The sequence below is a fragment of the Halorubrum sp. Atlit-28R genome, from assembly GCF_003665955.1.
Taxonomy (GTDB): Archaea; Halobacteriota; Halobacteria; order Halobacteriales; family Haloferacaceae; genus Halorubrum; species Halorubrum tropicale.
The window spans coordinates 64,648-76,948 of record NZ_QPLS01000006.1 but is presented as its reverse complement, the minus strand read 5'-3'; the positions used below and the strand labels follow the sequence as shown (position 1 = coordinate 76,948).

At 71.0% G+C, this 12,301-nt stretch carries 13 protein-coding genes; 10 read left to right on the top strand and 3 right to left on the bottom strand.

Annotation, left to right across the window (positions count from 1 at the left end; all coding sequences use genetic code 11):
- The first annotated feature begins 4 nt into the window (after positions 1–4).
- Entirely contained in the window at positions 5–181 is a 177-nt protein-coding gene (locus DVK06_RS18965) for a hypothetical protein (RefSeq protein WP_167551916.1), read from the top strand.
- Positions 182–329: 148 nt separating this feature from the next.
- Complete coding sequence (locus DVK06_RS11035) at positions 330–560, top strand: hypothetical protein (protein ID WP_053772442.1); 231 nt, start codon at positions 330–332, stop codon at positions 558–560.
- A gap of 29 nt (positions 561–589) precedes the next feature.
- Here the strand turns inward: DVK06_RS11035 and DVK06_RS11030 are convergent, their stop codons facing one another.
- Together DVK06_RS11030 and DVK06_RS11025 are read right to left on the bottom strand one after the other, a co-directional pair.
- The gene (locus DVK06_RS11030; RefSeq protein ID WP_053772443.1) at positions 590–943 is read right to left on the bottom strand and encodes a VOC family protein; all 354 of its coding nucleotides are present in this window, start codon (positions 941–943) and stop codon (positions 590–592) included.
- 68 nt (positions 944–1,011) lie between these two features.
- A complete protein-coding gene (locus DVK06_RS11025; protein ID WP_121600307.1) occupies positions 1,012–2,439 on the bottom strand; it encodes a tRNA(Ile)(2)-agmatinylcytidine synthase in 1,428 nt (475 codons plus the stop codon).
- Positions 2,440–2,651: 212 nt separating this feature from the next.
- On the opposite strand from DVK06_RS11025, the gene DVK06_RS11020 reads away from it, so the two are divergent.
- Positions 2,652–3,623 carry a transcriptional regulator gene (locus DVK06_RS11020; protein WP_053772445.1) on the top strand — a complete coding sequence of 324 codons (972 nt, stop codon included), beginning with the start codon at positions 2,652–2,654 and terminating at the stop codon, positions 3,621–3,623.
- A gap of 59 nt (positions 3,624–3,682) precedes the next feature.
- On the opposite strand, the gene minD is transcribed toward DVK06_RS11020, so the two are convergent.
- A complete protein-coding gene (minD, locus tag DVK06_RS11015) occupies positions 3,683–5,368 on the bottom strand; it encodes a cell division ATPase MinD (RefSeq protein ID WP_121600306.1) in 1,686 nt (561 codons plus the stop codon).
- 177 nt (positions 5,369–5,545) lie between these two features.
- Here minD and ahaH point away from each other — a divergent pair, with 177 nt between their 5' ends.
- The 7 genes from ahaH to DVK06_RS10980 all read left to right on the top strand — a co-directional run bounded on the left by ahaH (position 5,546) and on the right by DVK06_RS10980 (position 12,300).
- Complete coding sequence (ahaH, locus tag DVK06_RS11010; RefSeq protein ID WP_121600305.1) at positions 5,546–5,902, top strand: ATP synthase archaeal subunit H; 357 nt, start codon at positions 5,546–5,548, stop codon at positions 5,900–5,902.
- Positions 5,903–5,906: 4 nt separating this feature from the next.
- Positions 5,907–8,111 carry a V-type ATP synthase subunit I gene (locus DVK06_RS11005; protein ID WP_121600304.1) on the top strand — a complete coding sequence of 735 codons (2,205 nt, stop codon included), beginning with the start codon at positions 5,907–5,909 and terminating at the stop codon, positions 8,109–8,111.
- Positions 8,112–8,311: 200 nt separating this feature from the next.
- Positions 8,312–8,566 carry a hypothetical protein gene (locus DVK06_RS11000; RefSeq protein WP_004598766.1) on the top strand — a complete coding sequence of 85 codons (255 nt, stop codon included), beginning with the start codon at positions 8,312–8,314 and terminating at the stop codon, positions 8,564–8,566.
- 21 nt (positions 8,567–8,587) lie between these two features.
- Positions 8,588–9,166 (top strand): V-type ATP synthase subunit E, encoded by a 579-nt coding sequence (locus tag DVK06_RS10995; RefSeq protein ID WP_121600303.1) that lies wholly within the window; start codon positions 8,588–8,590, stop codon positions 9,164–9,166.
- Positions 9,163–10,209: a V-type ATP synthase subunit C gene (locus DVK06_RS10990; protein WP_053772450.1), complete on the top strand. Its 1,047-nt coding sequence runs from the start codon at positions 9,163–9,165 to the stop codon at positions 10,207–10,209. The genes DVK06_RS10995 and DVK06_RS10990 overlap by 4 nt, the downstream gene beginning before the upstream one ends.
- On the top strand, positions 10,206–10,535 hold the full coding sequence (locus tag DVK06_RS10985) for a V-type ATP synthase subunit F (RefSeq protein ID WP_121600302.1): 330 nt from the start codon (positions 10,206–10,208) through the stop codon (positions 10,533–10,535). Before DVK06_RS10990 ends, DVK06_RS10985 begins: the two co-directional genes overlap by 4 nt.
- A gap of 1 nt (position 10,536) precedes the next feature.
- Positions 10,537–12,300: an ATP synthase subunit A gene (locus DVK06_RS10980; protein WP_121600301.1), complete on the top strand. Its 1,764-nt coding sequence runs from the start codon at positions 10,537–10,539 to the stop codon at positions 12,298–12,300.
- The last annotated feature ends 1 nt before the right edge of the window (position 12,301 follow it).

Sequence of the window (12,301 nt, the reverse complement as noted above, 5' to 3'; positions counted from 1 at the left end):
TAGCATGTCGACCGAGAACGCTGCGACCTTCGACTGCCCGGAGTGCGACGTGAGCGCCCCCTCGACGTCGGTGCCGTACGACTCGCTCGGCTACGTCCTCTGTCCGGTGTGCGGGTACGCCGCGTCGCCGAGCGCCGGTCGGTCGCCGAGCGCCGGTCGGTCGCCGAGCACGGGCGACTGACCTCACCGACGCCGGGTGCCGGACCCGGACCCGGACCCGGACCCGGACCCGGACCCGGACCCGGACCCGGACCGCCGGCCGGCGGACGGTGCGCGCTCGGCCGCCGCGGAACCGCACCGCTTTAGCCGCGGGGCGCGTCCGCCCGGGTATGAGCTGGTCGCTGGAGCGCGACGACGGCACGGTCACCGAGTGGGAGCGATCTGACGGGTACGCGACCGTCAGGCTCCGCGAGCGCTCGGCCGGCGGCTTCGTCGTCCGCCTTGACGTGATGGAACAGGCGACCGACGAGTCGGCCTACGAGCGCGAGCGGTTCGACGGCCGGGACGCGGCCGAGGAGCGGGCGGCGGCGTGGCGCGAGGAGCGCGACCTCGACGGGTAGGGCGGGCCTCCGACACGCAGCGCGGACACCTACTCGATGTCGACGCCCTCGTCGAGGAAGACCTGACACTCGACGGTCCGCCCTTCGGGGTCCTCGGCGAAACACTGGTAGATGTCGTACGTCTCGTTCTCTCGCGGTTCCGTCACCACCGCGTCGCCGAGCCGCTCGCTCGCGGCGTCGACCCCGTCGCGGTCCGGGTAGACGAAGGTGAGGATGCCGCAGTCGTCGGCCGCGTCGCGCTCGCAGAACCCGAACAGGAACCCGTCGAACGCCAGGATCGTACAGTCGGGCTGTTCGAGCCGCACGGTCGCGTTCAGCCGCTCGCGGTAGAACTCGACGACCGCCTCGCGCCGCTCCGTCGCGTGGAAGACGATTCCGGTCACGTCCGTTCGCTCGGGCGGCGATCACTTCATCGCTCCGGGCGACGCGGTCGACGTCGCCGGACGCAACCTCACCGCTCCGGGTGCGCGGACGCGTCGAACCCGCCGCGGACGAGCGGCTTCGCGACGTGGCGGCGCGCGCTCGGCGGCACCTCGTACCACCCCGGTTCGAGGTCGCGCTCGATCGGCTCCGCGACCTTCCCCGGCGCGCTCGTCCCGCAGTCGCGACACCGGTACCCCTGTCCGCTCCCCGCCGACGACATCGACCGTCCGCAGTCGGGGCAGGTCGGGACCGCGGGCGCGGTCCGGACGAGGTCGCGGACGGCGAACTTCTCCAGTTTCAGGGTGCTCTCGGGCCCCGCCGCGTCCGGCCGCACCTCGTGCTCGCCGCAGAGGGTGACCCGGTCGCCGGGCCGGAGCGCGCGCACCCGGTCGCGGAACCGACCCGTGGGCGCGAACGCGACGGCGCGGAGCCGGTCGGCGTCGGCCCCGTTCTCCGCGTCGCTCCCGTCCTCGGCGCCGGACGCACCGTCGACGGCGACCGCGGCGCGGTCGCCCGCGACGTCGACGTGGACGTGTCCCCCCCGTTTCGTCTCCGGCTCGCCCGCGACCGTCCCGGCGATCCGGTAGCCGGCGCCGTCGCGGAGGTCGCCGATCCGGCCGGGCGCGAGGTGGGCGTCCGTTCCCTGGTTCGTCAGGAACGTCGCCGCGCGCTCGACCGGCTCGCCCTCGATCCTCTCCGCGACCGCGCGGCACGCGGCCGGGTCGTCGCCGCGGATCCCGTGGAGGATCGGGCCGGGGGCGTTCGGGACGCAGACCGCCGCGCCGGTCTCGCGGTCGACGGTGTCCCAGACCGTCGGGTACCCCGCCGCCGCGGCGTCGAAGACGCTCTCGGCGTCGACCTCGCGGGGCGTCCCGCAGCGGTCGAGCTCGCGGTAAGAGATGCGCTCGAACGTCCAGTCGTCGAACGCGGCCGGCGCGCCCACCGCCGCGAGCGCGCCGATCCGCCCCCGCCCCGCGACCGCCTCGTCCGCTCCGTCCGCCCCGCCGGCCGGGCCGACCGCGGCGTGTCGGAAGCCGTGTTCCTCCGCGATCTCGACCGCCTCCGCGACGGAGAGCCGCTCGCGGAGCGCGCGCCGCGCGAACGCGGCGACCGCCTCGGGGATCGGCGCGCCGGTCGGGTCGAAGGGGTCGCCGTCTGCGTCGCGGTCGGCGACGACGACGCCGGGAGAGGTCCGCGGGTCCGCCGCCGCCGCGAACTCCTCGATCGTCTCGACCGCGACCGTCGCGGCCCGCTCCGCGTCGACCCCGGAGACGTGGAGCGCGACCGCGGCGTTCCCGCGCGTCTTGTGCTTCACCGCCGGGTTCAGGCGGACGAGGAGGCGCCGCCGAACTCGGGCGTCGCCGTCCGCGAGCCGCGCCGCGATCCGCGTCGCCACGTACGTCGTGCACATCCCGCGCTCGCGGGAGTCGGTGTCGTCGACGGCGACGATCGGCATGTGCCCGCGTTCGCGGCGGCGCGTCAAGCCCCTTTCGAGGCCGGCCCCCGCCGACCGCAGAACGGAACTCCGGGGTTCGCCGACCGCGTTTCGCGGCCGGTCGAGTATTTAACCGTTTCCCGCCTCGAACGGCGGAAATCGCAGGCGGGCGGCAGTTTCGTCGCTACACCGACGACACAACGCATATATACGGCGAGACGCTTGTTCCGGCTATGTCCCGGACTGCGCTCATCGGGAACGTCACCGCGATGCTGGAGGACGCAGGGTTCCTCGTCAGCGACCGGTGTGCGGTCCGGCCCAAGAGCTTCGACGTGGCGGCCCGCCGCGACGAGGACCTCCTCCTGTTGAAGATCCTCGGCAACGTCGACGCGCTCGACGCGGAGACCGGCGCGGAGATGCGCCGGCTCGGCGAGTACCTCAGGGGGACGCCGATGGTGATCGGGATCCGCACCCGCGACGAGGAGCTGAAGCCCGGCGTCGTCTACTTCCGACACGGCGTGCCGGTGATCAACCCCGACACCGCCTACGACCTGTTCGTCGAGGGGATGCCGCCGCTCATCTACGCCGCCCCCGGCGGCCTGTACGTCAGCCTCGACGGCGACCTGCTGGCCGACGAGCGCGAGGAGCGCGGGTGGTCGCTCGGCCGGCTCGCGAACGAGCTGGGCGTCTCCCGGCGCACCGTCTCGAAGTACGAGGACGGGATGAACGCCTCCATCGAGGTGGCGATCCAGCTGGAGGAGCTGTTCGACCAGCCGTTCTCCAGCCCGGTGGACGTGCTCGACGGCGCGGACGAGGTCCGCGACTCGGAGCCCACCCCCTCCGCGCCCGAGGCGGACCCCGACGACGAGCACGTCCTCCACGTGCTCACGAGCGCGGGCTTCACCGTCCACCCGACCGCCCGCGCCCCGTTCAAGGCCGTCTCGGAGGACGAGGACAGCCCGACGACGCGCGTGCTCACCGGCCACTCGGCGTTCACCGCCGCGGCCGAGAAGCGCGCCCGGATCATGTCCTCCATCGGCGAGGTTGCCCGGACCCGCTCGGTGTACTTCACGGAGGAGGACGAGAAGCGCGAGTCGGTCGACGGCACCGCCCTCGTCTCCTGCGAGGAGCTCGCCGAGGTCACCGACCCCGAGGAGATCCGCGAGCTGATCCGCGACCGCGCCCGCGCCCCCTCCGAGGCCTGACCGGACCGCCGCGGCCCACCCGGTTCTCCCGTCTCACTTCCGCCGGCGAGCTTCCGCCCTCACCGGCCGAGTAACCGACTGAAGAAGCCGCCGTCCTCCTCCTCGTCGTCGGCGTCCGCGGTCGACTCCGTCTCGGCGTCCGCGTCCGCCGAGCCGTCCCCGGCGTCCGTCTCGCTCTCGTCGTCCTCCTCGGACAGCACGGTGTTCATCGTCCCGGTGTCGTCGTCGCGGAACGGGATGCTGCCCGCGAGTTCGTCGTCGATGTCGTCGTCCGTCTCCGAGTCGGCGCCCGAACCGCCCTCGGGCCCGTCGCCGCCGGCGTCGCGCTCGGCGGTCGCCCCGTGCGCCGTCTCGTCCGCGTCGGGGATCGCGTCCGACTCCTCGTCCGTCGCGGCCTCGGGGCCGGTGGCCTCGAGCTCGGCGGCCGCTCTCCCGCCGCTCACGGACTCGTCGCCGGCGTCGGGTCCGCCGGCCTCGTCGCTCTCGGTCGCCTCTTGGTCGGCGTCGATGCCCTCGCGAGCCGCCCCGTCGCCCTCGTCGACGGACTCCTCCGGCTCGTCGCCCTCGTCGGGTGTTCCCTCGTCGGTCGTCTCGCCTCCGTCATCGTCGGAGGTCTCGCTCCCGCCGTCAGCCGTGTCGTCGTCGCCGTCTTCGTCGGTGTCGTCGTCCGCGACGTCCCCCGTCGCTTCGCTCTCGCTCGCGACGATGATGTCGTCGCCGTCGCCCGGCTCCGCCACGCCGGCCGCGTCGGGGTCCGCGACGATGATGTCCTCGTCCTCCCGGTCGCCGTCGTCCGGGTCGCCGGAGTCCGCCGCTTCGCCGCCCTCCGCCTCGTCTTCCTCTCCGCCGCCTCCGTTTCCGTCCTCGTCCGGGTCGTCGTCGACGATCACCGCGTCGTCGTCTGTCGCGTCCGGCCGTTCCTCCCCGGTCTCGTCCTCGGGTACCTGCGGTTTCGCCGGTTCGCCGTCGCCGTCGGACTCGCCCTCGGCTTCGACTCCGCTCGCGCCGGCGGCCGCCTCGGCCGCGGGCTCGTCGAGCCCGGCCCCCTCCACGTCCGCGCCGGTCAGCGCTCGGGCCAGGTCGCGGTACGCGCCCGTCGCCGGCGCGTCGGGCGCGACGGCCAGCAGCGGGCGGTTCGCCGCCGCGGCCCGTGCGACGGCCTCGTCGTCCGGGACCCGGCCGAGGACGGGGGCGTCGAGGAGGGCGGTGACGACCTCGTCGGCGTCGTCGGTCGCGCGGGTGATCGCCGCGCCGACGACGGTCCCGCCGAGCCGCTCGGTCAGTTGCCGCGTCTTCTCGGTGTCGCCGAGGGCGCTCCGCTCCGGCGTCGAGACGAGCAGCGTCTCGTCGGCGATCGCGAGCGGGAGCGTGGAGTCGTGGGACAGCCCCGCGCCCGCGTCGACGAACACGTAGTCCGCGTCGTCGAACGCCTCGACGACCCGGCGGAGCCCCGACGGGTCCGCCGCGGCGTACGCGTCGAGATCGGTCGCCCCCGGGACGACCCGGAGGCCGGACGGCCCCTCGCGGACCGCGTCCTCCGGGTCCGCCTCGCCGGCCAGGGCGTCGTGGAGGGTGGTCTCGCCGGGCGTCACCCCGACGGCGCCCGCGAGGTTCGCCATGCCGAGGTCGGCGTCGATCGCGACGACGTCGGCGCCCGAATCCGCCAAGATCGTCGCCAGCGCGGCCGTCGTGGTGGTCTTCCCGACCCCACCCTTCGCCGACGCGACCGCATACACCGTTGCCATACGGTGAGGGTCCGGCGACTGCTACTTAAATGTAGGCGGCGGCGAGCGGATCTCCCGCCCGTCGCGGCCGGGTCCCGGCCGGAATCCGGGCGAGATCGCCCCGGAATCGGCGCGCAACCCCGCGGGCTTTCGCAAACACCTTATACGTCGCTTGTAGAGATTCAGGCGATTAGTAGCATGGCGAGACCAGAGGTGCTCAACTCGATCAAGGAGGCCGAACGGGAGGCGGACGAGATCATCGCTGACGCGGAAGCGGACGCCGAGGAGCGCCTCGCCGAAGCTCGAGAGCGCGCGGACGAGATCCGCGCCGAGGCCGAGGAGGAGGCGGAGGCCGAGGCCCAAGAGCGGCTCGAAGCGGCCCGAGAAGAGATCGAGGAGCGGCGCGAGGAGATCCTCGAATCGGGGCGCGACGACCGCGACGAGCTCGAACGCGAGGCCCGCGACCGGGTGGAATCGGCCGTCGAATACGCCGTGGAACGGTTCGAGGCGGCGGTCCACGACCAGGCCGAGGAGGCGGTGGATGCTCAGGCCTGAGCAGATGAGCCGGGTGTCGGTGACGGGCTCGAAGCGCGTCATCGACGACGTCATCGAGGCGGCGTACGCCCACCACTCCCTGCACGTCACGGACTACGACGACCGGTACGAGGGGTTCGAGCCCGGGACGTCGCTCGACGGCGCGGAGACCGTCAACGAGCGCCTCGTCACGGTCCGATCGCTCGAGAGCATCCTCGACGTCGACGAGGACGACGCCGAGGTCGCCCGGTCGCTCGACGACGACGAGCTCGTCGCCGAGCTCGAACGGGTCCGCGAGCGGGTCAACGAGCTCAACGACGAGCGCGACGAGCTCCAGGCCGCGATCCGCGACCGCCAGGAGGAGATCGACCGGATGGAGCCGTTCGCCGAGCTCGGGATCGACCTCGAGTACCTGCGCGGCTACGACTCGGTCGAGGTCGTCGTCGGCGAGGCCAAGCCCGACGCGGTCGAGGCCGCGCTCGCCGACGCCGACTCGATCGACGTCTTCGACGTGTTCGTCGGCGGCGACGTGCTCGCCATCGTCGCGCGGCCGACGGACCCCGACGCCGAGGGCGTCGTCCAGGACGCGCTCGTCGGCGTCGACATCGCGCTGCTCGACGTGCCGGACGCCGACGCCAGCCCTGAGGAGTACGTCGCGGAGCTGGAGGCCGAGCAGGCCGACCTCCGCGACGAGCTCGCCGGCGTCGAGCGCCAGCTCGAATCGGTGAAAGAGGAGGCGGCGGGCTTCCTGCTGCGCGCCGAAGAACAGCTCACCATCGAGGCCGAGAAGAAGGAGGCGCCGCTCTCGTTCGCGACCACCGAGAACGCCTTCGTCGCGGAGGGGTGGGTGCCGACCGAGACGTACCCCGACTTCGAGGCGGCGATCGTCGACGCGGTCGGCGACCACGTCGAGGTTGAGGAGCTCGAACGCGCCTCGTTCACCCCCGACGGCGACCACCACGCCGAGCCGGTCGACGACGAGTCGGGCGGCGCTGAGGGCGCGAGCGCCGTGGCCGCGGACCGCGAGGCGGAGACGGCGGTCGCCACCGACGGCGGCCACGCGGCGCACGGCTCCGACGACCCGCCGGTCGTCCAGGACAACGGCAGCGCGGCCGGCCCGTTCGAACTCCTCGTTCAGGCGTTCGGGCGGCCGAAGTACTCGGAGTTCGACCCGACGCTCCTCGTCTTCCTCACGTTCCCGGCGATGTTCGGGTTCATGATCGGCGACGTCGGGTACGGCGTCCTCTACGCCGCCATCGGGTTCTTCATGTACTCCAAGTTCGACGGCGCGTTCCGCGAACTGGGTTCCGTCGCGATGTGGGCCGGCGGCTTCACGATACTGTTCGGCATCTACTACGGTATCGACCTGTTCGGCTACCACGCCTACCAGCTGCTCGGGATCCACTGGCCGGTCGAGGGGAAGGGCCTCTCGCCCGCAGACCTCGACTGGGGGCTCTCGTTCCTCGTCGTGAGCGTGGTGTTCGGCATCGTCCACCTCAACGTCGGTCACGTGCTCTCGTTCGTGAGCACCGCCCAGCAGCACGACCTCAAACACGCCGTCTACGAGGCCGGCTCGTGGCTCCTGATCCTCAACGGCGCGTGGATCTGGATCTTCAGCCGGGTGTTCCCCAACTCGAAGCCCGACTTCCTGTTCGAGGCCGTCTCGGTCCTGACGTTCGGCGCCGTCTCGTTCGGCGGGTTCCCGGTCCTGGTCGGCTGGGCCGGCGCGGCCGCCGCGGTGCTCGGACTCGTCCTGCTCGGGATCGGCGAGCCGCCGGAGCTCGCCGAGTTCCTCTCGCCGGTCGTCAACGTCATCTCGTACGCCCGGCTGATGGCCGTCCTGCTCGCGAAGGGCGGGATGGCGCTCGCGGTCAACCTGCTCGCGTTCGGCGCCTACATCGACGACGGCGGCGACGGGAGCTTCCACTTCATCTTCAGCGCGGACTACCTCGCAAAGGTGCAAGAGACCGCGGACTACGAGCTCGTGTTCGCGGGGATCACCACGGCGTTCGACCCGGCCTCGATCGGCCTCGTCGGGATCGTCGCGCTCGTCGGCGGCATCGTCGTCGCGCTCGTCGGCCACGTCGTCGTCCTCCTGCTCGGGGTCACGTCCGCCGGCATTCAGGCGGTCCGCCTCGAGTACGTGGAGTTCTTCGGGAACTTCTACGAGGGCGGCGGCCGCGCGTACCTCCCGTTCGGCCGCGACCGGAAGTACACCCGCGACGACTGACGACGCCCCGCCGTCGGTCGCCGCTCGGTCTCGCCGCTTCGCGTGCGGTCGAACCCGGCAATCCCGTCGGGTTCTGACGCGGATAGCGCCTGCTTTCCCCGCCGTTCTCTCGGATCCCGTTCGGTCGTTTTGGGAAGCTTTATGACTCCTCTAGGGGCAACTAGCAACCGTTCGGAGACGAGCAACAGCAACTACTACCAATGTTTGAAGCTACCAACGAACTCGGGAACCTCGTACTGTCGACCGGTGGAACGCTGACTGACCCCAACGCCGCGGCGGCGCTCGCCGTCGGGCTCGCGGCGCTGGGCGCAGGCTACGCGGAGCGCGGTATCGGGTCGGCCGCCGTCGGCGCGATGGCCGAGGACGACGACCTCTTCGTCAACGGGCTCATCCTGACGGTCCTTCCCGAGACGATCGTCATCCTCGCGCTCGTCGTCGTCTTCATCGTCGGGTAACTCTCCAGCGTTTTTCAACCAATGAGTTTGGAAACCGTCGTTGAGGACGTTGAAGATGAGGCCCGCGCGCGTGCGGAGGAGATCCGCGAACAGGCCGAGGCCGAGGCCGACGAGGTCATCGAAGAGGCGGAGGCCGACGCGGACCGCATCCGCGAGGAGCGGCTCGCCGAGGTCGAGAGCCGGATCGACCAGGAGCGCGAACAGACGCTCTCGTCGGCGAAGCTCGAGGCCAAACAGGAGCGGCTGGGCGCCCGCCGCGACGTCTTGGAGGACGTCCACGACGAGGTCGAGGCGGCGATAGCCGACCTCGACGGCGACGACCGCCGCGACCTCACGGAGGCCTTACTCGACGCGACCCTCGCGGAGTTCGACGACGACGAGGACGTCGCCGTCTACACCCGCGCCGAGGACGTCGAGCTGCTCGAGGAGCTCGTGGCGGACCGCAACGCCGAGGTCGACGGCGAGGTCGACTGCCTCGGCGGCGTCGTCGCCGAGAGCGACACCTCCCGCGTTCGCGTGAACAACACGTTCGACTCGGTCCTGGAGTCCGTCTGGGACGACGAGTTGAAGAACATCTCGGAGCGGCTGTTCGACCAATGAGCGCCGCCGGTAGCTCGAACCCCGAGTACGTCGTCGCGCGGGTTCGTGCCCGCCGCGGCAGCCTCTACGGGGACGAGGAGTACCGCAAGCTGACCCGGATGGGGCCGGCCGAGATCGCCCGGTTCATGGAGGAGTCGAGCTACGGCGAGGAGATCAACGCGCTCGGCAGCCGCCACGGCGGCGTGGACCTGATCGAGTACGCGTTAAACCGGAACCTCGCCGAGCAGTTCGACGCCATCCTCGACTGGAGCGAGGGGCCGCTGTACGACCTCATCGCCCGCTACCTCCGGAAGTTCGACGCCTGGAACGTGAAGACGGTCATCCGCGGCGTCTACACCGACGCGGACCAGTCGGCCGTCGAGGCCGACCTGATCCGCGCCGGCGAGTTCGACGACCGGCGCATCCGTCGACTGCTGGAGGCGGACTCGATCGACGGCGTGATCGAGGTCCTCGAAGATACGATCTACGGCGAGCCGCTTCGGGAAGCGTTCGCCGAGTACGAGGAGGCGGGCGTGTTGGTGCCCTTGGAGAACGCGGTCGACCGCGCGTTCTACGAGCGGCTCCTCTCCGGGCTCGGCGGCGACGAGCCGACCCGGCAGTACGAGGCGTTCCTCAAGGCGGAGGTCGACTTCCGGAACGCGACGAACGCGCTCCGGCTCGCCCGCTCGGGCGCGGACATCGACCCCGCGGCGTACTTCATCGAGGGCGGCGACCTGTTCACCCGCTCGTCGCTCGCGCGGCTGGCGCAGAACCTCGACGAGCTGGTCGAGTACATCGGCGACAGCCAGTACGGCGACGAGCTCGGGCCCGCGCTGCGCGAGCTCGAGGAGGCGGACAGCCTCATCGCGTTCGAGCACGCCATCGACGGCGCGCTGTTGGCGTACGGCGACCGGCTCGGCACGATCCACCCGGTGTCGGTCACCCCGGTGATCTCCTACATCCTCGCGAAGGAGCGCGAGACGGAGAACATCCGGGCGATCGCCCGCGGGAAGGAGGCCGGCCTCTCGCCCGACGAGATCGAATCGGAGCTGGTGATAACATGAGCCAGGAGATAGCGGTCGTCGGCAGCCCGGAGTTCACGACCGGATTCCGCCTCGCCGGCGTCCGAGCGTTCGAGAACGTGCCGGACGAGGAGAAGGACGAGGCGCTCGACGACGCCGTCGAGCGGACGCTCGACGACGACGACGTCGGCATCATCGTGATGCACGACGACGACCTCGACCACCTCTCGCGGGGGACCCGCGAGGCCGTCGAGGGGAGCATCGAGCCGGTCCTCGTGACGCTCGGCGGCTCCGGCGCCGGCAGCGGCGGGCTGCGCGACCAGATCAAACGCGCCATCGGCATCGACCTGATGGAGGAAGACGACTAATATGAGCAAAGCAGACACAACCGACGCCGAGACAGACAGCGGCGTCATTCAGAGCGTGAGCGGTCCGGTCGTGACCGCCCGCGATCTCAACGCCCGCATGAACGACGTCGTCTACGTCGGCGACGAAGGGCTCATGGGGGAAGTGATCGAGATCGAGGGCGACCTCACGACCGTTCAGGTGTACGAGGAGACCTCCGGTGTCGGCCCCGGCGAACCCGTCGAGAACACGGGCGAGCCGCTGTCGGTCGACCTCGGCCCGGGGATGCTGGATGCCATCTACGACGGCGTTCAGCGCCCCCTGGACGTGCTGGAGGGCAAGATGGGCAGTCCGTACCTCGACCGCGGGGTCGACGCGCCCGGCATCGACCTCGAGGAGGAGTGGGAGTTCGAGCCCGAGGTCGAGGCAGGCGACGTCGTCGAGCCCGGCGACATCGTCGGGATCGTCGAGGAGACGGTCACCATCGATCACAAGGTCATGGTGCCGCCGGACTACGAGGGCGGCGAGGTCGTCGCCGCCGAGTCCGGGACCTTCGATGTCACCGAAACGGTCGTCGAACTGGACAACGGCGAGGAGATCTCGATGCACCAGGAGTGGCCGGTGCGCGAGGCCCGCCCCGCCAACGACAAGAAGACGCCCCGGACGCCGCTGGTGTCCGGCCAGCGCATCCTCGACGGCCTGTTCCCGATCGCGAAGGGCGGGACGGCCGCGATTCCCGGGCCGTTCGGCTCCGGGAAGACGGTCACGCAACACCAGCTCGCGAAGTACGCCGACGCGGACATCATCGTCTACGTCGGCTGCGGCGAGCGCGGCAACGAGATGACGGAGGTCATCGAGGACTTCCCCGAGCTGGAGGACCCGGCCAACGGCAACCCGCTGATGGCCCGCACCTCGCTCATCGCGAACACCTCGAACATGCCCGTCGCGGCGCGTGAGTCCTGTATCTACACGGGGATCACGATCGCCGAGTACTACCGCGACATGGGGTACGACGTGGCGCTGATGGCCGACTCCACCTCGCGGTGGGCGGAGGCGATGCGCGAGATCTCCTCCCGGCTGGAGGAGATGCCCGGCGAGGAGGGGTATCCCGCGTACCTCGCCGCCCGCCTGGCGCAGTTCTACGAGCGCGCCGGCTACTTCGAGAACATCAACGGGACGGAGGGCTCCGTCTCGGCGATCGGCGCGGTGTCGCCGCCCGGCGGCGACTTCTCCGAGCCGGTCACCCAGAACACGCTGCGTATCGTGAAGACGTTCTGGGCGCTCGACGCGGACCTGGCGGAACGCCGCCACTTCCCGTCGATCAACTGGAACGAGTCCTACTCGCTGTACAAAGACCAGCTCGACCCCTGGTTCGAAGACGAGGTCGCCGACGACTGGGCCGAGCGGCGCCAGTGGGCGGTCGACGTGCTCGACGAGGAGACGGAGCTGCAAGAGATCGTCCAGCTCGTCGGGAAGGACGCCCTGCCCGACGACCAGCAGCTCACCCTGGAGGTCGCGCGCTACCTGCGCGAGGCGTACCTCCAGCAGAACGCGTTCCACCCGGTCGACACGTTCTGTCCGCCGGAGAAGACGTACCTGATGCTGACGACGATCCAGACGTTCAACGACGAGGCGTTCGACGCGCTCGACGCCGGCGTCCCGGTCGAGGAGATCATCGACATCGAGTCGGCCCCGCGGATTAACCGCATCGGCGTCCAAGAGGACTACGAGGAGTACGTCGAGGATCTCAAAGCCGAGATCACCGAGGAGCTCCGGAGCCTCTACTGAC